The organism is Streptomyces sp. NPDC003011, assembly GCF_053591515.1.
Genome location: NZ_JBSFTY010000116.1, coordinates 1 through 22,717, shown reverse-complemented (window position 1 = coordinate 22,717; position 22,717 = coordinate 1). Strand labels below are relative to the sequence as shown.

Here is a 22,717-nt window from a genome sequence, read left to right as displayed (position 1 = left end):
CCAGGCCCAGTACATCGAGCGGCCGCTGCCCCGGTCGCAGTGCGACACCGTCGGCGAGGTCCTCGTGTGGATGGAGCGGCACCTCGACGAGGAGGCACCGTCGACGTCCCGGACGTCGGCGCGCCCGTCTCGTTGATGACGTGCTCGTACTGGCCGTTGCCGCCGAGCGAGACGACCAGCAGGTGGTGGAAGCGCACACCGGGCCGGTTCGGGGCGGCGAAGCCGTGGTGCTGCACGATCGTCGGGTCGACGTTGTAGTAGCAGTAGCTGCCCAGGCCCCAGCCCTCGTGCGTGTTCACGTGGTCGCCGACCTTGTAGGCGGCGTACCCCTTGAGCGGGCCGTTCTGGATGGCGGCCTGGTTCGGGGCGTCGTACGCCTTCTCGTTCTGGAAGAAGATCGTGCGGCCCCGTTCGCCGTTCCACTGCACGTCGTACTTGTTGAAGTGTTCGACGAACAGGCCGGTGGCGAGGACGTCGGAGCCGTTGACGACCACGCCGTAGTCGGCCCGGTTGGTCTCCCAGCCGACGCCGTCGCCGTGGTCGGCGCGCCAGATCCAGGTGTGGTCGACGATGGTGTGCCGACTGTTGACGACCATGCTGGTGGTGGCCTTTCCGGGGCCCGCGCCGCCGATGCGGATGAACACGTCCTGCACGGTGACCGGGTTGGCGGAGTGGTCCCGCGAGGCGCCTTGCGGACCGACCTCCAGCAGCGTCGCGGAGTTCACCGCCCCGGCGTCGATCAGGAAGCCCGCCAGCCGTACGCCGTCCACGTCGGCGACCTTCAGGGCCGTGACGCCGCCGTCCGGGATGATCGTCGCGTACCCCAGGCCCAGCACGACCGTGTTGGCGCGGTTCACCCGGATCGGCTGGTCCACGTGGTAGATCCCCGGCGTCAGCAGCAGGTGCAGCCCTTGGGCGAGCGCCTGGTTGAGGGTGGCCGCCGACACCCCCGGCCGGGCGACGTAGAACTGCGACAGCGGCAACGACGTCCCTCTCGGCGTGCCGTTGCCCCAGGTCACCCCGCGCGCGTTGGTCCGCTTCTCCGGCAGGAACACGCGGTACTCGCTGCCGCTGAGGTACAGGAAGGGCTTCTCCCGGGAGACGGGTGTGGTGTCGAGCGTGGTGTACGGCGGGTTCGGGAAGCTCTGCGCGGGAGCGCCCTCGACGCCTGAGAAGACCATGTTCCACACGCCGTTGAGCCAGCTGCCGATCACGCTGTCCCGCGTGTACCACTGCTGCTGGGAGTACGGTCCGACCTGGCCGTCGATGCGGCTGTCGGCGATGTAGCCGCCACTGGCCCAACCGTAGCCGTCCGGGGCGAGGTTGAGGTTGCCGCGGACGTGCATACGGCGGAACGGGGCGGCCTGGGACACCGCCCAGCGGTTGGTGCCGTTGACGGGCACGAGGGCGAGGTTCTCCGCCGAACGCCAGAAGTTCTGCGTGGCGTTGCCGTTGAACCAGCCGGCGTCGACCGTCACGTCCCCGTTGATGGTCGTGTCGTCGGGGGAGAGGCCGAGCCCGGCGATGGAGGTGTAGAAGCCGAGTTGGGCGTTGAGGCCGTGGTACGTGCCGGGCTTGAACAGCAGCGCGTAGCGGCCGGTGCCGAACTGCGCCGACTCCTGGCGGGCGAAGACCTCGTCCAACCGGGTCTGGATGCCCGGGGTGCCGGGTTCGAAGACGAGGACGTTCGGGCCGAGGTCGCCGCCGCCCGGCAGGGCACGCGGGCGCCTGCGCGACGGGGCGGCGGAGGCGTGGGTGGACAGGCCGCTCAGCGCAGCGGCCGAGGCGGCGGCGCCGAGGACGGTCCGGCGGCCGAGTGCGGGGGGTTGTGCGGAGGCAGAGGACATGGGGCGGCTCTCCTTGTTCAGGAAGTGAACGTGGTGGGGTCTGGGAGCGCTCTCTCGCCGGGGAATGTTTCAGCCATCCGAACGCACGCGTCAAGAGGCGCGACAGAGTTCGACGAGTGGTGTCAAAACCCTTGACGTGCCCCAGCGCCGAGGTTTAACTCACGTCCTAAATTAAGTCATGAGTGCATTCCCTGAAGGGGCAGCCATGCGCAGTGTCCGAGCCGCGGCCATAGGCGCCGTCACCCTGTCTCTCGCCCTGGCCGCGTCGGCCTGCGGAGGCGGTTCGTCGACGGGCGGCGGGTCCGACGACTCGCCGAAGACGCTCACTTACTGGGCCTCGAACCAGGGTGCGAGCATCGAGGTCGACAAGAAGGTCCTCCAGCCCGAACTCGACAGGTTCGAGAAGCAGACGGGCATCGAGGTGAAGCTGGAGGTCGTGCCCTGGTCGGACCTGCTGAACCGGATCCTCACCGCCGCCACCTCCGGCCAGGGCCCCGACGTCCTCAACATAGGCAACACCTGGAGCGCCTCGCTGCAGGCCACGGGCGCGCTGCTGCCGTGGGACGAGAAGAACTTCGCCGCGATCGGCGGCAGGGACCGCTTCGTCGCCTCCGCGCTCGGCTCGACGGGCGCACGCGGCCAGGACCCGGCCGCCGTACCGCTGTACTCCATGGCGTACGCGCTCTACTACAACAAGAAGATGTTCGCCGACGCGGGCATCACCCGACCGCCCGCCACCTGGGACGAGTTGGTCGCCGCGGGCAAGAAGCTGTCCAAGGACGGCAGGTGGGGCCTGGGCGCCGAGGGCGCGAACGTCTCGGAGAACGTCCACCACGTCTTCGTCTTCGCCAAGCAGCACGGCGCGGACTTCTTCACCGCCGACGGAAAACCCGACTTCACCGGCGACGGCGCGGTCGCCGGGGTCAAGCAGTACGTCGACCTGATGGCCAAGGACAAGGTCATCGCGCCCGGCAACGCCGAGTACGCGCAGAACCAGTCCGTCAGCGACTTCGCCCAGGGCAGGACCGCGATGCTGCTGTGGCAGTCCGCGTCCGCCAACCTCACCTCCCAGGGCATGAGCGAGAGCGCGTACGGCATCGCCCCTGTGCCCGTGGGGTCCGGTACGCCCGGCGCCGGCACCGGCGTCAACTCGATGGTGGCGGGCATCAACCTGGCCGTCTTCAAGAACACCGACAACCTCGCCGGTGCCACGAAGTTCGTGAAGTTCATGACCAGCGACGCCGAGCAGAAGATCCTCAACACCGCCTACAGCTCCATCCCGCCGGTGAAGACCGCGCAGGCCGATCCCGCCTTCGGCACCCCGGCGAACGCGGTCCTGAAGGACACCCTCGCCCGCAGCGCCGCCGCGCTGCCGCAGGTCGCCGACGAGTCACAGTTCGAGACGGCCGTCGGGACGGCCGTCAAGGAGCTGTTCGCCGATGCCGCCGCCGGACGCCCGGTCACCACCGGATCGGTGAAGGCGGCGCTGGAGAAGGCCCAGCAGCAGATGCCGGCGAAGTGAGCGTGATGACCAGCACCGTCGAACTCCCGGTGGAGAAGGGGGACGCCGGCGCGGCGGCGGCGCGCGGCCCGCGCCGCCGCCGTGGCGAGCGCATCCGCCGGGTCTCCTTCCCGTACCTGCTGCTTCTGCCGGCCCTGCTCCTCGAACTCCTCGTCCACCTCGTGCCGATGGTGATCGGCATCGTGATGAGCTTCAAGGAGCTCACGCAGTTCTACATCCGCGACTGGGGCGCGGCCCCCTGGGCCGGCCTCGACAACTACGCGGTGTCGGTGGACTTCGACGCCCCTGTCGGGGAGGCCCTGCTCCACTCGTTCCTCGTCACCGTCGCCTTCACCCTGCTGTCGGTCGGCCTGTGCTGGCTGATCGGCACCGCGGCCGCGGTCTGCATGCAGGACACCTTCCGCGGCCGGGGCCTTTTGCGGGCCCTGTTCCTGGTCCCGTACGCCCTGCCGGTCTACGCGGCCGTCATCACCTGGGTGTTCATGTTCCAGCACGACAACGGCCTGGTGAACCACGTCCTGCACGACCAGCTGCACCTCACCGGCAAGCCGTCCTTCTGGCTCATCGGCGACAACAGCTTTTACGCCCTGCTGACCGTGTCGGTGTGGAAGGGCTGGCCGTTCGCCTTCCTCATCGTCATGGCCGGCCTGCAGAACATCCCCCGTGAGCTGTACGAGGCGGCCGCCCTCGACGGCGCCGGAGTGTGGCAGCAGATCCGCCGCATCACCCTGCCCTCCCTGCGTCCGGTCAACCAGGTGCTGGTCCTCGTCCTGTTCCTGTGGACGTTCAACGACTTCAACACGCCGTACGTCCTGTTCGGCAGGTCCGCGCCCGAGGCCGCGGACCTCATCTCCGTGCACATCTACCAGGCGTCGTTCGTCACCTGGAACTTCGGCACGGGCTCCGCGATGTCGGTCCTGCTGCTGCTCTTCCTGCTGGTCGTCACCGGCGTGTACCTGGTGCTCACCTCACGCGGACGGAAGGCCACCACCCATGCGTAACTCCCCCATGGCGCCGCCGCGTTCGTTCCTGTGGTCCCGGCGGGTCTTCCTCACCCTGCTCACCGGCTTCGTGCTGGTGCCGGTGTACGTCATGGTGTCCAGCTCGCTCAAGCCGCTCGCGGACGTCACGGGCGAGTTCCGCTGGCTGCCCAGCGGCCTGACGATCCGCCCGTACATCGACATCTGGTCGACCGTCCCGCTCGCCCGCTACTTCGTGAACTCCCTGGTCGTGGCGGGCGCGGCGACGGTCTGCTCGGTGGTCATCGCGGTGTTCTCCGCGTACGCGGTCAGCCGGTACGCCTTCCGCGGCAAACGCGTCTTCACGGTCACCGTCCTGTCCACGCAGATGTTCCCCGGCATCCTCTTCCTCCTCCCCCTGTTCCTCCTCTACGTCAACATCGGCAACGCCACCGGCATCGCCCTGTTCGGCTCCCGCGGCGGCCTGATCCTCACGTACCTGACCTTCTCCCTGCCGTTCTCGATCTGGATGCTGATCGGGTACTTCGACTCGGTGCCGCGCGACCTGGACGAGGCGGCGCTGGTGGACGGCTGCGGCCCGCTCGGCGCGCTGTTCCGGGTCGTGGTGCCGGCCGCGATCCCCGGCATCGTCGCGGTCGCCGTCTACGCCTTCATGACCGCCTGGGGCGAGGTGCTGTTCGCGTCGGTGATGACCAACGACACCACCCGCACCCTCGCCGTCGGCCTCCAGGGCTACTCCACCCTCAACGACGTGTACTGGAACCAGATCATGGCCGCGTCGCTGGTCGTCAGCGTGCCCGTGGTCGCGGGCTTCCTGCTCCTGCAGCGCTACCTGGTGGCCGGGCTGACGGCCGGAGCCGTCAAGTGACCGGCAACTCCTCCTCCTCCGAAGGGACTTCCGTGACCATCGACCTCGCAGCGCTCCCGCACGACTTCCTGTGGGGCACGGCCACGTCGGCGTACCAGATCGAGGGAGCGGTGGCGGCCGACGGCCGCGCGCCCTCGATCTGGGACACCTTCGCGCACACCCCCGGGAAGATCGCGGGCGGCGACCACGGCGACGTCGCCTGCGACCACTACCACCGCTGGCGGGAAGACATCGCCCTGATGCGCCGGCTCGGCACCAACGCCTACCGGTTGTCCGTCGCCTGGCCGCGGGTGATGCCCGGCGGGGACGGCCCGGTGAACCCGAAGGGCCTCGCCTTCTACGACGAGTTGACCGACGGCCTGCTGGAGGCGGGCATCACCCCCTCCGTCACCCTCTACCACTGGGACCTGCCCCAGGCGCTCCAGGACCGGGGCGGCTGGCCCGAACGTGCGACGGCCGAGCACTTCGCCGCGTACGCCTCCGCCGTCGCCGAGCGCCTCGGCGACCGGGTCACCCACTGGGCCACGCTCAACGAGCCCCTGTGCTCGGCCTGGATCGGCCACCTGGAGGGCACGATGGCCCCCGGCCTGACGGACCTGACCGCGGCGGTCCGCGCCTCCTACCACCTGCTGCTGGGCCATGGCCTCGCCGTACAGGCGATCCGCGCCGCCGCCCCGGACGCCGAGGTCGGCATCGTCAACAACCTCTCCACGATCCACCCCGCCACCGACAGCCCGTCGGACCTGCGGGCCGCCCGCCGCATGGACGGCCACACCAACCGCTGGTGGCTGGACCCGGTCCACGGCCGCGGCTTCCCCGAGGACATGCGGGAGGTGTACGGCGTCGAACTCCCGGAGAAGGCGGGCGACTTGTCGGTGATCGCCGCGCCGCTCGACTGGCTCGGCCTGAACTACTACTTCCCGCAGACCGTCACCGACGACCCCGCCGGACCGGCACCCCACGCCCGCACGGTCCGCCGCGCCGGCGTCCCCCGCACCGGCATGGACTGGGAGATCGACGCGAGCGGCATCGAGGAACTGCTGCTGCGGCTGACGCGGGAGTACGGGCCCCGCCGGCTGTATGTCACCGAGAACGGCTCCGCCTTCGCGGACACCGTCCGCCCCGACGGCACGGTGGACGACCCGGAACGCCAGGACTACCTGGCTGGGCACCTGGCGGCCTGCGCCTCCGCCGCCCGCAAGGGGGCCCCGCTGGCCGGCTACTTCGCCTGGTCGCTGCTGGACAACTTCGAGTGGGCGTACGGCTACGACAAGCGGTTCGGCCTGGTCCACGTGGACTTCCGGACCCAGGCCCGCACGATCAAGGGGACCGGGCACCGGTACGCGGAGATCGTGCGCGCGCACCGGGAGCGGGGGCGGCGGGCGGCCTGACGGCCGGCAGGCGTCAGCAGTCCCGGAACTCCGGCGACTGGTTCAGCACCTGCGACCGCGCCGAGGTGAACCGCCCGTACGTCTCGCCGTCCCGCGCCTGCGGGCGGAAGGCGGCCACGCGGTGGCAGTTCTGGAACGCGAGGGCGATCTGGAAGTGGCGCTCCAGACTGCCCCGGATCGCGTCACTGGCCAGCGCGCGCAACAGCTGACCGCGCTCGCGTTCGGACGGGGGCGGGGTCTGGTTGTCGGCGAACTCGGCCGTACCGCCGCGCAGTTCGGCGGCGAGGGAGGCGATCAGGTCGTAGGCGTACGGCAGCGAGGCGCGGACGGTGTCCACGAAGTCCTCCTCGCGGATGTCACCGTGCTCGGCCTCGGCGAGGAGCTCGGGGGAGACGTCGAGAGACATGTGCTGGGGTTCCTGTTCGGTCGTTGTGGGCGTCGGGTCGGCGGACATCCGCACCGCTCGGGTCAGGCGAGGGCCGCGGGACCGGGTACGAACTCCGGGTCCACCTGGGTGGCCAGGTCGAGGCCGGTCGCCCGGTCCGCCCAGGAGCGCGCGTTGCGCAGGTGGAAGTCCACGGCGTGGCGGTGCAGGGCCGCCCAGTCGCGGGGGCGGCAGTCGACGGCCGCGCGCAGGACGTTCAGGGCGTGCCGGTTGTGCGGCTCCAGGGTGTCCAGCCCGCCCTCGGCGCGGCCCTGTTCGGCCGAGCGGACCCAGGGGGAGTGGACCAGGTGGGTGAGGAGGTGGTCGCCCACCTGTTCCTTGAGGAAGAGCAGGTCGTCCTCGCCGGTCACCTTGTTGCCGACCACGGCGATCGGGATGCCGAACTCCTGGGCGTGGTCCCGGTACTGGCGGTACACGGAGACGCCCTTGCGGGTCGGTTCCGCGACCAGGAAGGTGAGGTCGAAGCGGGTGAACAGGCCCGAGGCGAACGCGTCCGCGCCCGCCGTCATGTCGACGACGACGTACTCGCCGGGTCCGTCCACCAGGTGGTTGAGGTAGAGCTCCACGCCGCCGAGCTTGGAGTGGTAGCAGGCCACCCCCAGATCGCTCTCGTCGAACTCGCCCGTCACCATCAGCGGCACCTCGCCCGCGCGCCGGACGTGCCGCGTGTGCAGCGCGTCGTCGCCGAGGAGACGCAGCAGACGTGAGCCGCGGCCGGGCGGCGTGGTCTTGATCATCGCCTCGCGGGAGGCGATGCGCGGGTTGGTGCCGCGCAGGAAGTCCTTGATGTCGTCCAGGTGCGCGCCCAGGGGAGGGGCGTCCAGAGGGCCGTCGTCGTGGCCGAGCGCCTCGGCCAGGTGCTGGTTGATGTCGCCGTCGATGGCGAGGACCGGCGCGCCGGAGCGTGCCAGATGCCGGGAGAAGAGTGCCGACAGGGTGGTCTTGCCGCTGCCGCCCTTGCCGACGAACGCGATCCGCACTAGCGCCCCATCTTTTTGAAAATGGATGTCATGTCGGTACGTTCTAGGGGTGGCCGGCGACGGGTGTCAAATCGCGTGTCCAGCCCCGGCCTTGCCGCGGACTGCGGACTGTGGGCGGTGGTGCCGTGGCCGGCGCCCGCGGCCGTTCCGGCCGCGGCGATCGCTCACCCAGAACTGGCATCGGCTCAGGAAGCCACCGCCGGCTGCCGCTCCGGCACGAGCTCCAGCATTCCCGTCACCATGGCCTCCCGGGACCGGTACGTCTGCCACAGCCACAGGATGTCCCGGCCGAACGACCAGACCAGCAGGGCCAGGGCCACGGCGACGACCCCGAACGTGGCCGCGTACGGCAGCAGGTGCGACGCCGCCAGCAGGAGCAGGACCCCCTGGAGCGCGGCCACCGTCTTGCGGGCCGTGCTCGGCGGGAGCGGGGCGTTGAGCCAGGGCAGGGCGCGGGCCGCGGCGACGAAGACGTAGCGCATGGCACCGATCAGCAGGACCCACGGGCCCAGCGACATGGCCATGTACACACTGAGCACCAGAATGAGGAACGCGTCGACCTCCATGTCGAAGCGGGCGCCCAGCGGGGTCGAGGTGCCGGTGCGGCGGGCGACCTTGCCGTCCACCCCGTCGAGGATCAGCGCCACCGCCGTCAGACCGACGAACAGCGTCACCGGCGGGGAACTCTCGAAGGAGTCCGCGACCAGGGCCGTCACCGCGCCGACCAGTGTCGCCCGGCCGAGGGTCACCCGGTTCGCCGGGCCGAAGGAGCGCGGCCGGGTGCGGCGCAGGGCACGGGAGAGCACCGCCCAGGTGGCGACGGCGAAGGCGAGTCCGGTGAGCCAGCCCGCCGGTCCCATGCCGTGCGCCGTGCTGAGCAGGGCCAGCAGCAGGATCTGCACCCCGGCTCCCACCGCGGTCTCCTGCTGGACCGGCCTCGCGTCGTACGTGTTGTTCAGGGCCACCGCACATTCCTCCGGCCAGGTGACAGAGTCGATCAAGGCCGCGTACTGTGCGCGACCTGTGCACACCTCGGTACGTGAACAGCTTCCCGATCGTTCAGGAGGATGCCGATGAAGCGCACCGCACGTGCGTTCTGGCTCAGCTCTCCGGGTCACGGCGCGATACGCGACATGGCCCTGCCGGACCCCGCCGAGGACGAGGTCGTCGTCCGCTCCCTGTACTCCGGGGTGAGCCGGGGCACGGAGACCCTCGTGTTCCGCGGCGGGGTGCCGGAGAGTCAGTACGCGGCCATGCGGGCGCCGTTCCAGGAGGGCGACTTCCCCGGGCCGGTGAAGTACGGCTACCTGAACGTGGGCCTGGTGGAGGAGGGGCCGCGGGACCTCGTCGGACGGACCGTCTTCTGCCTCTACCCGCACCAGACGCGGTACGTCGTCCCGGTGAGCGCGGTGACGGCCGTACCGGCGAACGTGCCCGCCGGACGGGCCGTCCTCGCCGGCACCGTGGAGACCGCCGTGAACGCCCTGTGGGACGCGGCACCCCTCGTCGGCGACCGGATCGCGGTGGTCGGCGGCGGGATGGTCGGCAGTTCGGTGGCCGCGCTGCTCGCCCGCTTTCCCGGGGTACGCGTCCAGCTGGTCGACGCCGATCCGGCCCGCGCCGCGACCGCGCGGGCCCTCGGGGTGGACTTCGCCTCCCCCGAGGACGCCCTCGGCGGCTGCGACCTCGTGGTCCACGCCAGCGCCACCGAACAGGGACTCGCCCGCGCCCTGGAGCTGCTGCGCGCCGAAGGCACCGTCCTCGAACTGAGCTGGTACGGCGACCGGCGGGTGAGCCTCCCGCTCGGCGAGGCCTTCCACTCCCGGCGCCTGGTCGTCCGCAGCAGCCAGGTCGGCGCGGTCTCCCCGGCCCGCCGCTCCAGCCGCACCTACGCCGACCGGCTCGCCCTCGCCCTGGACCTGCTCGCCGACCCGGCCCTGGACGCCCTGGTCACCGGGGAGAGCCCGTTCGAGCAACTGCCGGACGTGCTGCCGCGACTCGCCTCCGGCGAGATCCCGGCGCTGTGCCACCGGGTCCGCTACGACAAAAGCGCCTGACCTGAGAAAAGAGTGAGAGCCGACTGAACAACGGGCAGCGATGAACCGTACTAGTCGGCATCCCCCGGCAGGGATCAGCGGGGGGACCAGACGCGCCGCACCTGGAGGGTCGTCCGTTGTTCAGCATCACCGTCCGCGATCACATCATGATCGCCCACAGCTTCCGCGGCGAGGTTTTCGGACCCGCGCAGCGCCTGCACGGAGCGACGTTCCTGGTGGACGCCACGTTCCGGCGCGAACAGCTGGACGACGACAACATCGTCGTCGACATCGGACTCGCCACTCAGGAACTCGGAGCCGTGGTCAGCGAACTGAACTACCGCAACCTCGACAACGAGCCCGACTTCGCCGGAATCAACACCTCCACGGAGTTCCTGGCGAAGGTCATCGCCGACCGGCTCGCCGACCGCGTCCACAAGGGTGCGCTCGGCGAAGGCGCCAAGGGCCTCGCGGGCCTCACCGTCACACTGCACGAGTCGCACGTCGCCTGGGCGAGCTACGAGCGTGCCCTGTGACCGACACGACCACGGAGCGGACGACCCGGCTCGACTACGTGCCCGTCCAGCACTCCACCCTCCACCACGCGGAGATCATCCCGATGTCCCTGCGCTCCGTGCACTTCGTCCTGCCGGGCGGCGTCGACGATCCGGCCGCGCCCAGCGGCGGCAACGCCTATGACCGGCGCATCAGCCTGGACCTGCCCGGCTTCGGCTGGCAGGTCCACCAGCACGCCGTGGACGGCGGCTGGCCCCGTCCGGACGCCTTCGCCCGGACGGAACTGGCCCGCGTGCTGCGGGAGCTGCCGGACGGCGCGGTCGTCCTGCTGGACGGTCTGGTCGCCTGCGGGGTTCCCGAGATCGTCGTTCCCGAGGCGGAACGTCTCTGCCTCGCCGTCCTCGTCCACCTCCCGCTCGGCGACGAGACCGGACTGGACCCGGCGGTGGCGGCGGAACTGGACGCCAGGGAGCGCGCGGTGCTGCGGGCCGTCCCGGCCGTCATCGCCACCAGCGACTGGGCGGTCCGCCGCCTCGTCTCCCACCACGGTCTCGCCCCCGACCGGGTCCATGTCGCCGCCCCCGGCGCCGACATCGCCCCCCTCGCCTCCGGCACCGACGGTGTCTCCCGGCTGCTGTGCGTGGCCGCGGTGACCCCCCGCAAGGGGCAGCACCGGCTGGTGGAGGCCCTCGCCGCGGTGACCGACCTGCCGTGGAGCTGCGCCTTCGTCGGCGGACTCGGGCACGACCCCGAGTACGTCGCCCAACTGCGCGTCCTGATCCGGAAGTACGGCCTCCAGGACCGGCTGCACCTCGCGGGCCCGCAGGCCGGCGCCGAACTCGACGCTAGCTACGCGTCCGCCGACCTCATGGTCCTCGCCTCCTATGCCGAGACGTACGGCATGGCGGTGACGGAGGCGCTCGCCCGCGGCATCCCGGTGCTGGCGACCGACGTCGGCGGCCTCGCCGAGGCGGTCGGCCGCGCACCCGACGGCGGCGTGCCCGGCATCCTCGTCCCGCCGGAGGATCCCGCCGCCCTCGCCGCGGAACTGCGCGGCTGGTTCGGCGAGGCGGACGTACGACGCCGGCTCAAGGCCGCCGCAAGGGGCCGACGGGCCGCCCTGGACGGCTGGGCGACCACGGCCCGCAGCCTGGCCGCAGTACTGGGCCGGCTGCCGAACGAACCCAGGAGGGCGGCATGACGGAGACGGCGATGACCCAGCAGGCGGGAAAGACTCCGACGCGGCCCGGTCTCCGGGAGGCCGTCGGCGCCGGTTCCACGGGGGTGGCCGAGGTGGGGGGATCCGCGGCCGACGGTGCCGGTGCCGGTGCCGGTGACAGTGCCGATTCCGGTTCCGGTTCCGGCGAAACGGCTGCCGTTACGGGCGCCGAGGCCGCCGGGCCCACAGGATCGGGGATCTCTGGTGCTGGTGCTGGTGCTGGTGCCGACTCCGGGCCGGTCGTGGATGTGGATGTGGATGCGGATGCCGTCATCGCCGGTGCCGGGCCCACCCTGCGCCCCGGCGAGCGGCCCACCGTGCGGCTGCGGGACGCCGAATCCGACGACCCGCCGCGGTACGCCCCCGAGTGGCTGGAGCTGCGGGAGGGCGCCGACGCCGCCGCGCGGGCGCACGACCTGCTCGATCCGCTGCGGATCCGGCTCGCCAACCTGCCGGGCAGGGCCGGGCTGGTCATCCACGACCTGGGCTGCGGCACCGGCTCGATGGGCCGCTGGCTGGCCCCCCGCCTGGACGGCGCCCAGCACTGGATCCTGCACGACCGCGACCCCTACCTGCTGCACTTCGCCGCCGTCGCCTCCCCGCGTTCCGCCGCCGACGGCAGCCGGGTCACCGTCGAGACGCGGCGCGGTGACCTCGCACGGCTCACCCCGGACGTCCTCGCCGGCACGTCCCTGGTGACCGCCTCCGCGCTGCTCGACGTCCTCACCCGCGAGGACATCGACACCCTCGCCGACGCGTGCGCCGGCGCCGGCTGCCCGGCGCTGCTCACCCTCTCGGTGGCCGGCCGCGTCGACCTCACCCCGTCCGACCCGCTGGACGCGGAGATCACCGACGCGTTCAACGACCACCAGCGTCACGACGGCATGCTCGGCCCGGACGCGGTCACCGTGGCGTGCGAGGCGTTCTCCGCGCGCGGCGCCACGGTACGGCTGCACCCGAGCCCCTGGCGGCTCGGCCCGGCCGAGTCCGCGCTGACGGCGCAGTGGCTGCGCGGCTGGGTCGGCGCCGCCGTGGAACAGCGGCCCGAGCTGGGCCCGCGCGCGGAGCGCTATCTGCGGGAGCGTCTCGCGGCCTGCGAGGCGGGGGAGTTGCGGGTGGTGGTCCACCACACCGACCTGCTGGCCCTGTCCCGGCCGACCGGCGGAGCGTCATGAGCGTGGAGACGGTGAGGTCCTGGCCGACCCGGCCTGGTACGGCCGAACCGCGCGCGCACCACGCCACGCCGTGCGAGGGAAACGTCCCACCACGCCAGAAGAACCCCGCCGAACCGTGCGAACGGCACGCCGAGTTGCCGGAGCGGCGGGTCGAGCGGCACGCCGAACCGGTGGAGCGTCGGGCCGACTCGGCCGGGCGGCATGCCGACGCCGGACAGCGGGGCGAGTCGGCCGAACGGCCGGGCGAGTTGTCGGCGCGGCGAATCCAGCCGTCCCGGCGGTACGCGGACGTGGTGGAGGTCTTCGCGCTTCCCACCGCGTCGCTCGCGCTCCCGGCCGAGGCGTTCGAGGCCCGGACCAGGGTGCTCGCGGCCCGGACCGAGGCGCTCGAAGCCCGCAAGGAGATACTCGCCTCCGCCGGCGATCCGCCATCGACCCGCACCGATCCGACCGTCTCCGAGACCCGCACCGATTCGGCCGGCTCCGAGGCCCGCACGGGCTCGGCTGCCTCCGACGCCCGCATCGGCGCGGCCGTCTCTGAGGCCAGGATCGGCGTGATCGTGGCCACGCCCCGCTCGCGCCCCGACCGGGACGCCCACCCGTCGTACGCCACCCCCGACGCGCCCCGGTGGCGTACCGTCCTGCGCGGTGCGGTGGCCCGGCTCAACTCCCGCGCCGTCCGCACCCACTTCGGTACCGTCGCGGGCGTCGCCATTCTCGCCGTTCTCCTGTGGCGTCTGGGCACCGGCGTCTTCCTGGACGGACTGCGGCGGATCGACGGACCGACGCTGCTGGTGGCCGTCGGGATCGGGCTGCTCACCACTGTGTTCAGCGCCTGGCGGTGGGCGCTGGTGGCCCGCGGCCTGGGGATCCGGCTGCCGCTCGCGCCGGCCGTGGCGGACTACTACCGCGCCCTGTTCCTGAACGCCGCCCTCCCCGGCGGTGTCCTCGGCGACGTCCACCGGGCGGTCCGGCACGGGCACAGCTCCGGTGACCCCGGCCGCGGTGTCCGCGCGGTCGTCCTGGAACGGGCCGCAGGGCAGGCCGCGTTGGCCGTCGTCGGCGCGGCCGTGCTGCTGACCATGCCGTCACCGGTGCTGGCCGACGCCCGGCACCTCGCCCCGTTGCTCGCTCTCGCCGCGCTCGGCACCTTCGCGGTCGTGCTGGCCCTGCGGATGAACCGGGTCCCGTCCCGCCGGAGACGCGTCCTGCGCGCCGGTCTCGCCGAGGCCCGCGAGGGACTGCTGTCCCGCCGCAACGGGCCCGGCGTCGCCCTGTCCTCGGCCGTGGTCCTCGCCGGCCACCTCGCCATGTTCGTCGTCGCCGCCCGCATCGCGGGATCCGCCGCGTCCGTCGCCGTACTGCTGCCGCTGGCCGTCCTCGCCCTGCTCGCCATGGGACTCCCGCTGAACGTCGGCGGGTTCGGTCCCCGTGAGGGAGTGACCGCCTGGGCGTTCGGCGCGGCCGGCCTCGGCGCGAGCAGCGGACTGGCCGTCGCGGTGGTGTACGGGGTGCTCAGCTTCGTGGCCGCGCTGCCGGGCGCCCTCGTCCTGGCCGCCCGCTGGTACACCGGCCTGCGCGGTGCGGACGACGGCGCCGGGACCGCCGGGGCGGACCGGGCAGACCCGCGGCCCCAGCACGCGCCGGACGACCGCTACCCGTGCTCGGCACCCGCGGCCCCCGCGTCGGCCCCCATGTCGGCGTCGGTGTCGGTGTCGGCGTCGGCGGAAGTGAGCATCGAGAAATACGTCGCGAAGGAATCGGCGAAGCCCGCCAGCAGTTCCTTCCCCTTTTCCGCGGATCCCAGGGAAGGACGGCCTATGACGCCCGAATCGGTATAGGCGGACATTCCGACGGTGAGCAGATGACGGCGGTCGTCCGCGACGAAATCGGCGGACTCGTAACCGGGTCGGACCATTTCGGGATGGGCGTGCAGCAGGATGGAGGTCTCGATTTCCCCCGCGTGCATGTCGGTGAGCAGCGAGGTCGCCACCCCGGCCCGTATCCGCGCCGCCTCCCAGTCCTCCGGGGCCGGGAACAGCGCCATCCGCTCGCCTCGTGCGGAGGACTCCTGGACCACGTTGCCCAGGACGTAGTTCCCGCCGTGGCCGTTGACCAGCACCAGGGCCTCGACGCCCGAGCGGCGCAGCGACGCCGCGATGTCCCGTACCACCGCGTGAAGGGTCACGGAGGAGATGCTGACGGTTCCCGGCCAGGCCGCGTGCTCGTGCGAGCAGGCGATGGTCACCGGCGGAAGGAGGTGCACCGGGTACGCGTCGGCGATCTCCCGGGCTATGGCGCAGGCGACGAGCGTGTCGGTCGCCAGCGGCAGGTACGGGCCGTGCTGCTCGAAGCTTCCGACAGGAAGGACGGCCACCTGGGTTGAGACGCCCGCCCCTCGCGTCCGTACGTCTTCCGTAGTGTCCGCCGGCACCAGACCGTACGCCGCCGACCGTATTCCGGAACCACTCATCTTTTCACGGCCTTTCGTCTCTGCTTAGGAACCAGATCATGACAGAAAAAATTGGTGTACTCGGCAAGAAGTCACCGCAGCGCACGGGTGTGGAACGGGTCGTGAATGCCCCGCTGCCCACCGTGTACGGGGATTTCCAGGCGGTCGGCTACCTCGATCACGACCGCGGCGACGAACAAGTGGCGCTGGTACACGGGGACATCGGCACGGACGACGTCCTGACGCGGCTGCATTCCGAGTGCCTGACCGGTGACGCCTTCGGCTCCCAGCACTGCGAGTGCGGCGACCAACTGGCCGCCGCACTGCGTGCCGTCGTCGCCGAAGGGCGCGGCATCGTCGTCTACCTGAGAGGGCACGAGGGCCGGGGCATCGGCCTGCTCGCCAAGCTGCGGGCGATGGCACTGCAGGCGGAGGGCCTGGACACCGTGGAGGCCAACCTGGCGCTCGGTCTGCCGGTGGACGCGCGTGACTACGGCGTCGCCGCCGAGATCCTGCACGACCTGGGCGTGAACTCGGTACGCCTGATGTCCAACAACCCGCGCAAGCGCGAGGCGTTGCAGCGGCACGGCATCGAGGTCGCCGAGACGGTACCGCTGCTGATACCGCCGTGCGAGAACAACATCACCTATCTGCGGACGAAGCGGGAGCGGCTGGACCACCACCTGCCCCACCTGGACGCGGTCGTCAGCTCCTCCTGACCACCGGGCCCGCGGCGGCCGTCACGGCGTCACCTGGCGTCGGCCGCCGCGCCGACCGGCTCACCAGGCCCGGGCAGCGGCGGCCGGCCGGACCCCCGAGCGGCCACCCACCGGCACGAGACGGCCGCAGAACGGACGGGCCGCGGAGGACATCGCGCCGACCGCTGACAGCTGACAGCTGATCGTCTACAGCCGACAGCCGACAGCCGACAGCCGACAGCCGACAGCCGACAGCCGACAGCCGACCGCTGATCGCCGACAGCTGATCGCCGACAGCCGACAGCTGGCAGCCGGCAGCCGGCAGCCGACCTCGGCACCGGCGCCCAGGCCGTCGGGCCGTTCGCCGCCCGGCAGGTGGTGCCCACCGCCACCGCCGGGGGCGGCCGGCCGGGCGCGACCATGGGGCCGGCTCCGGACGGGCGTGCGGGCCGGCGTCGCCGGGGAAAGCATGGGGGGAGCGGAGCCCGCGGGACGGCGTCGGCCCGCGCGACGGAGGGAACACGCGGTGAGCGACGACATCCCCTTCCTGCCGGCCGAGCGGGTCGCCGAGCTGCTGGACCTCGACACGGCGATCCGGTCCCAGCGGGCCGCCTTCACCGCGCTGGGCGACGGCACCGCCGACCTGCCCGGCAAGATCATGCATCCCAGCCGCTTCGACGACAGCGTGGTCTTCTCCTACGTCTCCCGGCTGTCCGCGGACTCAGGGGCCGTCGCGAAGTTCGGCAGCGTCAACCCGGGCAACGCGGCGGTCGGGCTGCCGGCCGTGCACGCCGTGGTCACCGTGCTCGACCCGGTGACCGGCCGCCTGGCCGCGGTCATGGACGGCACGACGGTGACGACCCTGCGCACGGCCGCGGCGAGCGCCGTCGCGGTGGACGCGCTGGCCGGGCCCGACGCCGCCGACCTGGCCGTCCTCGGCTCGGGCACCCAGGCCCGCGCCCACCTGCGGGCCATCGCCCGGGTGCGGGAGGTGAAGACCGTACGGCTGTGGAGCCCGACCCCGCTCCATCGCGCCCGCGCCGCCGAGACGCTCGCCGCCGAACTGGACCTGCCCGTCGAGCCGGTCGGCACCGCCGAGGCGGCCGTGCGGGGAGCGTCGCTGGTCGCGGCCTGCACGCTCAGCACCACGCCCGTGGTGCGCGGGCGGTGGCTGGCACCCGGCTGTACGGTCGTCAGCGTGGGATCGTTCGAGCCGGCCCGCCGCGAGGTGGACGCGGAGGTCCTGCGGCGGGCCAGGCACCGCGGAGCCGTCGTCGTCGACGACCCGGCGACCGCCGCCGAACACTCCGGGCCGCTCGTGGACGCCCTGCGGGAGGGGCTGCTGACGACCCAGGACCTGGTGCCGCTGGGCGCGGTGGTCACCGGGCGGCGCACGGCCCGCACCGGACCCGAGGACATCGTCCACTACACCAGCGTCGGCCTCGGCATCCAGGACGCCGCAGCCGCCTGGGCCGTGGTCGAGGCGGCGAAGGCGCAACCCCGATGACCACGCGGGCGGACGTGGTGGTCGTCGGCGGCGGGGTGATGGGCACGAGCATCGCCTGCCACCTGGCTCGTGCGGGCGTACCGGACGTGGTCCTGGTGGAACGGGACGAACTGGGCTCCGGGTCCACGTCGAAGGCGGCGGGCGGGGTGCGGGCGCAGTTCTCCGACGAGCTGAACATCCGGCTCGGGGCGCGCAGCCTGGAGGCGTTCGCCCGCTTCGGGCAGGACACCGGGTACGACATCGGGCTGCGCCGCGTCGGCTACCTGTTCCTGCTGTCCACGCCCCAGGAGGTCGCCTCCTTCGAGGCGGGTGTGCGACTGCAGAACTCCCTCGGGGTGCCCAGCCGCATGATCGACCCCGTCGAGGCCGGGGAACTCTCCCCGTTGATCAGCACTGACGGACTGCTCGCCGCGGCGTTCTCGCCCGACGACGGGCACTGCACACCCGAAGCCGTCGTCCACGGCTACGCGGCCACCGCCCGCCGGCACGGGGCGCGCATCTGGCGGCACACCGAGGTCACCGGCATCGACCTGCGCGGCGGCGCCATCACGGCCGTGCGGACGACCCGCGGCCCGATCGCCACCGGCACGGTGGTCTGCGCGGCCGGCGCCTGGTCCCGGTCGGTCGGCGCGATGGCCGGCGTGGACCTGCCGGTGCGGCCGCTGCGCCGCCAGATCGCGGTCACCGAGCCGGTCGAGGGGCTGCCGCCGGATCTGCCCATGACCATCGACTTCGCCACCAGCCTCTACTTCCACGCCGAGGGACCCGGCCTCCTCGTCGGGATGTCCGACCCCGACGAGCGGCCCGGTTTCGCCACCGGCACCCACGACCGCTGGATCCCCGGCCTGTGCGCCGCCATGGAACACCGGGCACCCGCCCTCCTCGACCTGCGCCGCACGGGCGGCTGGGCCGGCCTGTACGAGATCACCCCGGACCACAACGCACTGATCGGTGAGGCGACTTCGGTATCCCGTTTTCTGTATGCGACCGGTTTCTCCGGTCACGGCTTCCTCCAGGGACCGGCCGTCGGCGAAGTCGTCCGCGACCTGTACCTGGGCCGCGTACCCTTCGTGGACGTCAGCCCGCTCGGCGCCGGCCGGTTCGCCGCCGACGCCCCGCGCCCGGAGGCCAATCTGGTATGACCGATCTCCATCTGTGGCTGCGCCACGAGGTCCGCACCACCGAGCGGCGCACGCCGGTCGTGCCGTCCGACGCCCGCCGGCTCGTCGAGCGGGGAGTCACGCTCACCGTCGAGGAGTCCCCGCAGCGGATCTTCCCCGTCGAGGCGTACGAGGCGGCCGGCTGCCGGATCGCACCGGCCGGCTCGTGGACGTCGGCGCCGGACGGCGTCGTCGTCCTCGGCCTGAAGGAACTGCCCGACGGCCCGCCCGGGTTGCGGCACCGGCACATCTTCTTCGGGCACGCCTACAAGGGGCAGCCGGGGGCCGCCGGCCTGCTCGGCCGGTTCGCCGCCGGGGGAGGGGCGCTGCTCGACCTCGAACACCTCGTGGACGACGACGGCCGCCGGCTCGCCGCCTTCGGATTCTGGGCCGGCTACCTCGGCGCCGCCCTCGCGGTGCTCCAGCACCGGGGCCGGCTCGTCGCACCCCTGACGCCCACCGGCAAGGACGCGCTGGACGAGACGCTGCGCCCGGCCGCCGGGGACGAGGAGTTCACCGCCCTGGTGATCGGCGCGCTCGGCCGCAGCGGACGCGGCGCGCGGACCGCCTTCCACACGGCCGGCGTGCAGCCCACCTGCTGGGACCTCGCCGAGACCCGCGACCTGGACCGCGCCGCCCTGCTCGCCCACGACGTGATGGTCAACGCGGTCCTCGCCACCACCCCCCTCCCGCCGTTCCTGCGCGCCGAGGACCTCGACGCCACCGGCCGCCGCCTGCGCACCCTGTGTGACGTCACCTGCGACGTCGGCTCACCCCTGAACGTCCTGCCGGTCTACGACCGCACCACCGACTGGGACGCGCCCGCACGCCGGCTGGGCGGGGAGCCGCCACTGGACCTGATCGCCATCGACAACCTGCCGTCGCTGCTGCCGAAGGAGTCCAGCACCGACTTCTCGGCCGCCCTGCTGCCCCAGCTGCTCGACTTCGGAGTGGGCGGCCCGTGGGGGCGCTGTCTGGACCGGTTCCGCCGGGCCTGCCGTGAACTGGGCCTCGTAGGGGAACCGGGCTCCGTGGCAAAGGAGTCCGGTGATGTCTGAGGCCGTTCCGGCGAGCGGCACCGTGCACTGGATCGGGGCGGGGCTGTCCACCGGCAGTGGTCCGGCCGCGCTGTGCGAGGCGGCCGGGCGGGTGCTGCTGTGGCACCGCACCGAGGAACGCGCCGCCGAGGCCCTGAACCGGCTCCGCCTCACCGGCCGGGCCGAACCGCGTGCCTGGACGCTGGACCGTTTCACGGCCCAACTGGCGCCCGGTGACGTGGTCGTGTCGATGCTGCCGGCTTCCGAACACGCCGGACTGCTCGCCCTGTGCGTACGCGGGCGGGCACACTTCGCCTGCTCCAGCTATGTGTCCGACGCCGTGCTGGAACAGGTGCCGCAGGCCGCGCGGGCCGGTGTCGTGGTCCTCGCCGAGGCCGGTCTGGATCCCGGCATCGACCACCTCTTCGCGCTCAGCCTGGTCGGGCGGGCCCGGCAGGCGATCGGTGACGACACGGCGGCCTCGTACCGTCTCACCTCCTACTGCGGCGGTGTCCCCGCCGAGCCGAACGACTTCCGGTACCGCTTCAGCTGGGCCCCGGCCGGGGTCCTCAACGCCCTGCGCTCGCCCGCCCGTTACGTCGAGGACGGCGCCGAGACCCTCGCCGAGCGGCCCTGGGAGGCGACCCGGCGGCACGTCGTCGGCGGCGAGGCCTTCGAGGTCTACCCCAACCGCGACAGCGTGCCCTTCGTCGAGCAGTACGGCCTGCCGGCCGCCTGGACACCACACACCTTCGTCCGCGGCACCCTGCGTCTGGAGGGCTGGCTGAACGCATGGGAGGGTGTCTTCACCCAGCTGCGGACCGGTGACGACGCCCGGATCGCCGCCCTGGCGCGGGAACTGGCGGCGGCGTACCCCACCACCGACGCCGACCGTGACCGGGTCGTGCTCGCCGTGTCGCTGGACGTGCGCGGCGGAGCCGGACAGACCTGGTCCGGCGCCTGCCTGCTGGACCTGGTGGGCGACGCGGAGGAGAGCGCGATGGCCCGCTGCGTCTCCCGCACCCTCGCGCTCGGCGTCGGACACATCCTGGACGGCACCCTGCCCGCGGGACTGAACCGCGCCGCCGGGACGCCCGAGCGGTCCGAGTGGTGGCTCGGCGAACTCGCCCGCCAAGGACTCCACTTCACCCTGCGGATCGACCAGTAGGCCGGCGCGGACCCGGACCGGCCCGGGTGCGCGCAGACCACCGCGGCGGACCCGGGCACGACGCCCGGCAGGGGGACGCGGCCCGCCCGGTCGGCGCGCGGGCAAAGCAGCCCGGCGGCCCCGAGGCCGGCCGAGGCCGGCCACGCATCACCCGCGTCAACAACCCCGCGGGTCAGTGGACCTGGTCGATGACCGCGTCGTGCACGAGCCGCTTCAGGTCCGGGAAGAGCGACAGGGAGCTCTTGGGCCGCAGCTGCGTCATGAACTGCACGGTCAGATCGCGGCCCGGGTCGACCCAGAACGTCGTCGTCGCCACACCGCTCCAGCCGTACGTTCCGAGGCCGGCGGGGGCGAGGGTACGGCTCGGGTCGGTCACCACGGAGACGCCGAGGCCGAATCCGACACCGTCGTTCCCGGGTTCGTCGTGCGCGGGTTTGCTGCCGAAGGCGCGCAGGTCGGCGCCGCCGGGAAGGTGGTTGGACGTCATCAGGTCCACCGTCTGGGGAGCGAGAAGGCGGACGCCGTCGAGTTCGCCGCGGCGGCGCAGCAGCTCCATGAAGCGGTGCACGTCGTGCGCGGAGGCCACCATGCCGCCACTGCCCGACAGGAAGCGGGGCCGGCCGCGCAGCGGGAGCCCGGGGATCCGCTCGATGCCGCCGCCGTCGGCGTCGCCGTACAACTCGGCGAGCCGGGGCGCCTGTTCGTCGGTGACGCGGAACCCGGCGTCGGTCATGCCGAGCGGGCCGAAGATCCGCTCGGCGAAGAACGTGTCGAGCGGCTGCCCGGACACCACCTCGATGATCCGGCCCAGCACGTTGGAGGCGACGGAGTAGTTCCACTGGGTGCCCGGCTCGAACTGGAGCGGCAGGCCCGCGTACACGTCGACCGTCTCCGCCAGGGTCGAGCCCGGCACCACCGACGAGTCCAGGTGGGCCGCCCGGTAGAGGGCGTCGACGGGGTGCGTGTGGTAGAAGGCGAAGGTCAGGCCCGCGGTGTGGGTCATCAGGTGCCGCACGCGTATCGGCCCGGCGGCCGGGCGGGTCACCACGTCGGGGCCGGAGCCGGTGACGTACACCCGCGGCTCGGCGAACGCCGGCAGATGGCGCTCGACCGGGTCGTCCAGGGAGAGCCGGCCCTCCTCGACCAGCAGCAGCGCGGCGACCGCGGTGACCGGCTTGGTCATGGAGTAGATCCGCCAGAGGGTGTCGGCCTCCACGGGCAGCCCGGACGCGAGGTCCCGGCGGCCGTGGACCGTGAGGTGGGCGACGCGTCCGCCGCGGGCGACGGCAACGAGATAGCCGGGCAGGCGCCCCTCGTCCACGTAGTGGGCGATGTGCTGGTCGAGGCGGTCCAGCGCCTTCGCGTCCAGCCCGGCCTCGCCTGGGTCCACCTCTTGCCGCAGCTGTGCCATCGTTCTCCTCCGTCGCGTTCGTCGAGGTGCGATCCGGCATACCCCGCCGCAACGACCTCAGACATCATCGTCGCGCAGGAACGGACGTACGGGATCCCACCTCCCCATGATCGTCGCCCGCGTCACAGCGGCCGACGGCGCATGGCCGGGCGCGTCCCGGCCGCCGGCGCCGGCGGCCGGCACGGCGAGGACGGGCAGCGGCAGTTCCCGCCCCCCGCCGGGCCCCGGCCGTGACGGCCACCGCCATCACCGGCGCCTTCCGCCAGCCCTACCTGGTGTCGCCGAAGCTCGACGGCCGCGAGCTG

Annotated in this window: 19 protein-coding genes and 1 pseudogene; 14 read left to right on the top strand and 6 right to left on the bottom strand. The window is 72.5% G+C overall.

What is annotated here, in order from left to right; translation table 11 throughout:
• A partial coding sequence (locus ACWD0J_RS37470) for a hypothetical protein (RefSeq protein ID WP_451500342.1) occupies nt 1-1,847 on the bottom strand: 1,847 nt, incomplete at its 3' end.
• A 205-nt stretch (nt 1,848-2,052) separates the two neighbouring features.
• Between ACWD0J_RS37470 and ACWD0J_RS37465 the strand changes: the two genes are divergently transcribed.
• The 4 genes from ACWD0J_RS37465 to ACWD0J_RS37450 are packed head-to-tail and all read left to right on the top strand — an operon-like array spanning nt 2,053 to nt 6,608.
• The gene (locus ACWD0J_RS37465) at nt 2,053-3,369 is read left to right on the top strand and encodes an ABC transporter substrate-binding protein (RefSeq protein WP_451500341.1); all 1,317 of its coding nucleotides are present in this window, start codon (nt 2,053-2,055) and stop codon (nt 3,367-3,369) included.
• Between the two features lie 5 nt (nt 3,370-3,374).
• A complete protein-coding gene (locus ACWD0J_RS37460; RefSeq protein ID WP_451500340.1) occupies nt 3,375-4,370 on the top strand; it encodes a carbohydrate ABC transporter permease in 996 nt (331 codons plus the stop codon).
• 7 nt (nt 4,371-4,377) lie between these two features.
• Nucleotides 4,378-5,217, top strand: a complete 840-nt coding sequence (locus tag ACWD0J_RS37455) for a carbohydrate ABC transporter permease (protein WP_451500344.1) — start codon at nt 4,378-4,380, stop codon at nt 5,215-5,217.
• 32 nt (nt 5,218-5,249) lie between these two features.
• Complete coding sequence (locus ACWD0J_RS37450) at nt 5,250-6,608, top strand: GH1 family beta-glucosidase (protein WP_451500339.1); 1,359 nt, start codon at nt 5,250-5,252, stop codon at nt 6,606-6,608.
• A gap of 13 nt (nt 6,609-6,621) precedes the next feature.
• Here the strand turns inward: ACWD0J_RS37450 and ACWD0J_RS37445 are convergent, their stop codons facing one another.
• The 3 genes from ACWD0J_RS37445 to ACWD0J_RS37435 form a co-directional block, all read right to left on the bottom strand.
• A complete protein-coding gene (locus ACWD0J_RS37445) occupies nt 6,622-7,014 on the bottom strand; it encodes an SCO5389 family protein (protein ID WP_451500338.1) in 393 nt (130 codons plus the stop codon).
• A gap of 62 nt (nt 7,015-7,076) precedes the next feature.
• Nucleotides 7,077-8,033: an ATP-binding protein gene (locus tag ACWD0J_RS37440; protein ID WP_451500337.1), complete on the bottom strand. Its 957-nt coding sequence runs from the start codon at nt 8,031-8,033 to the stop codon at nt 7,077-7,079.
• Nucleotides 8,034-8,218: 185 nt separating this feature from the next.
• Nucleotides 8,219-8,998 (bottom strand): CDP-alcohol phosphatidyltransferase family protein, encoded by a 780-nt coding sequence (locus tag ACWD0J_RS37435; protein ID WP_451500343.1) that lies wholly within the window; start codon nt 8,996-8,998, stop codon nt 8,219-8,221.
• 108 nt (nt 8,999-9,106) lie between these two features.
• On the opposite strand from ACWD0J_RS37435, the gene ACWD0J_RS37430 reads away from it, so the two are divergent.
• From ACWD0J_RS37430 to ACWD0J_RS37410, 5 genes and pseudogenes are all read left to right on the top strand, one after another.
• Nucleotides 9,107-10,090 (top strand): zinc-dependent alcohol dehydrogenase, encoded by a 984-nt coding sequence (locus tag ACWD0J_RS37430; protein ID WP_451500336.1) that lies wholly within the window; start codon nt 9,107-9,109, stop codon nt 10,088-10,090.
• Nucleotides 10,091-10,206: 116 nt separating this feature from the next.
• Entirely contained in the window at nt 10,207-10,605 is a 399-nt protein-coding gene (locus ACWD0J_RS37425; RefSeq protein ID WP_286065725.1) for a 6-pyruvoyl trahydropterin synthase family protein, read from the top strand.
• Complete coding sequence (locus ACWD0J_RS37420) at nt 10,602-11,786, top strand: glycosyltransferase family 4 protein (RefSeq protein WP_451500335.1); 1,185 nt, start codon at nt 10,602-10,604, stop codon at nt 11,784-11,786. Before ACWD0J_RS37425 ends, ACWD0J_RS37420 begins: the two co-directional genes overlap by 4 nt.
• Before the next feature lie 260 nt (nt 11,787-12,046).
• Entirely contained in the window at nt 12,047-12,979 is a 933-nt protein-coding gene (locus tag ACWD0J_RS37415; RefSeq protein WP_451500334.1) for a class I SAM-dependent methyltransferase, read from the top strand.
• Nucleotides 12,976-14,460 (top strand): annotated as a pseudogene (locus ACWD0J_RS37410) (lysylphosphatidylglycerol synthase transmembrane domain-containing protein); the annotation flags it as partial. The gene ACWD0J_RS37415 and the pseudogene ACWD0J_RS37410, both read left to right, overlap by 4 nt.
• A gap of 173 nt (nt 14,461-14,633) precedes the next feature.
• Here ACWD0J_RS37410 and ACWD0J_RS37405 read toward each other — a convergent pair.
• Complete coding sequence (locus ACWD0J_RS37405; protein ID WP_451500333.1) at nt 14,634-15,452, bottom strand: creatininase family protein; 819 nt, start codon at nt 15,450-15,452, stop codon at nt 14,634-14,636.
• 38 nt (nt 15,453-15,490) lie between these two features.
• Here ACWD0J_RS37405 and ribA point away from each other — a divergent pair, with 38 nt between their 5' ends.
• The 5 genes from ribA to ACWD0J_RS37380 all read left to right on the top strand — a co-directional run bounded on the left by ribA (nt 15,491) and on the right by ACWD0J_RS37380 (nt 21,001).
• A complete protein-coding gene (gene ribA / locus ACWD0J_RS37400; protein ID WP_451500332.1) occupies nt 15,491-16,150 on the top strand; it encodes a GTP cyclohydrolase II in 660 nt (219 codons plus the stop codon).
• Between the two features lie 505 nt (nt 16,151-16,655).
• Nucleotides 16,656-17,636, top strand: coding sequence for an ornithine cyclodeaminase family protein (locus ACWD0J_RS37395; RefSeq protein ID WP_451500331.1), 981 nt, complete (start codon nt 16,656-16,658; stop codon nt 17,634-17,636).
• Complete coding sequence (locus ACWD0J_RS37390) at nt 17,633-18,778, top strand: NAD(P)/FAD-dependent oxidoreductase (RefSeq protein WP_451500330.1); 1,146 nt, start codon at nt 17,633-17,635, stop codon at nt 18,776-18,778. Before ACWD0J_RS37395 ends, ACWD0J_RS37390 begins: the two co-directional genes overlap by 4 nt.
• Complete coding sequence (locus tag ACWD0J_RS37385) at nt 18,775-19,854, top strand: saccharopine dehydrogenase (RefSeq protein ID WP_451500329.1); 1,080 nt, start codon at nt 18,775-18,777, stop codon at nt 19,852-19,854. Before ACWD0J_RS37390 ends, ACWD0J_RS37385 begins: the two co-directional genes overlap by 4 nt.
• Nucleotides 19,847-21,001: a saccharopine dehydrogenase family protein gene (locus ACWD0J_RS37380; RefSeq protein ID WP_451500328.1), complete on the top strand. Its 1,155-nt coding sequence runs from the start codon at nt 19,847-19,849 to the stop codon at nt 20,999-21,001. The genes ACWD0J_RS37385 and ACWD0J_RS37380 overlap by 8 nt, the downstream gene beginning before the upstream one ends.
• A gap of 172 nt (nt 21,002-21,173) precedes the next feature.
• On the opposite strand, the gene ACWD0J_RS37375 is transcribed toward ACWD0J_RS37380, so the two are convergent.
• A complete protein-coding gene (locus ACWD0J_RS37375; protein WP_451500327.1) occupies nt 21,174-22,412 on the bottom strand; it encodes a serine hydrolase domain-containing protein in 1,239 nt (412 codons plus the stop codon).
• Nucleotides 22,413-22,717: the final 305 nt, after the last annotated feature.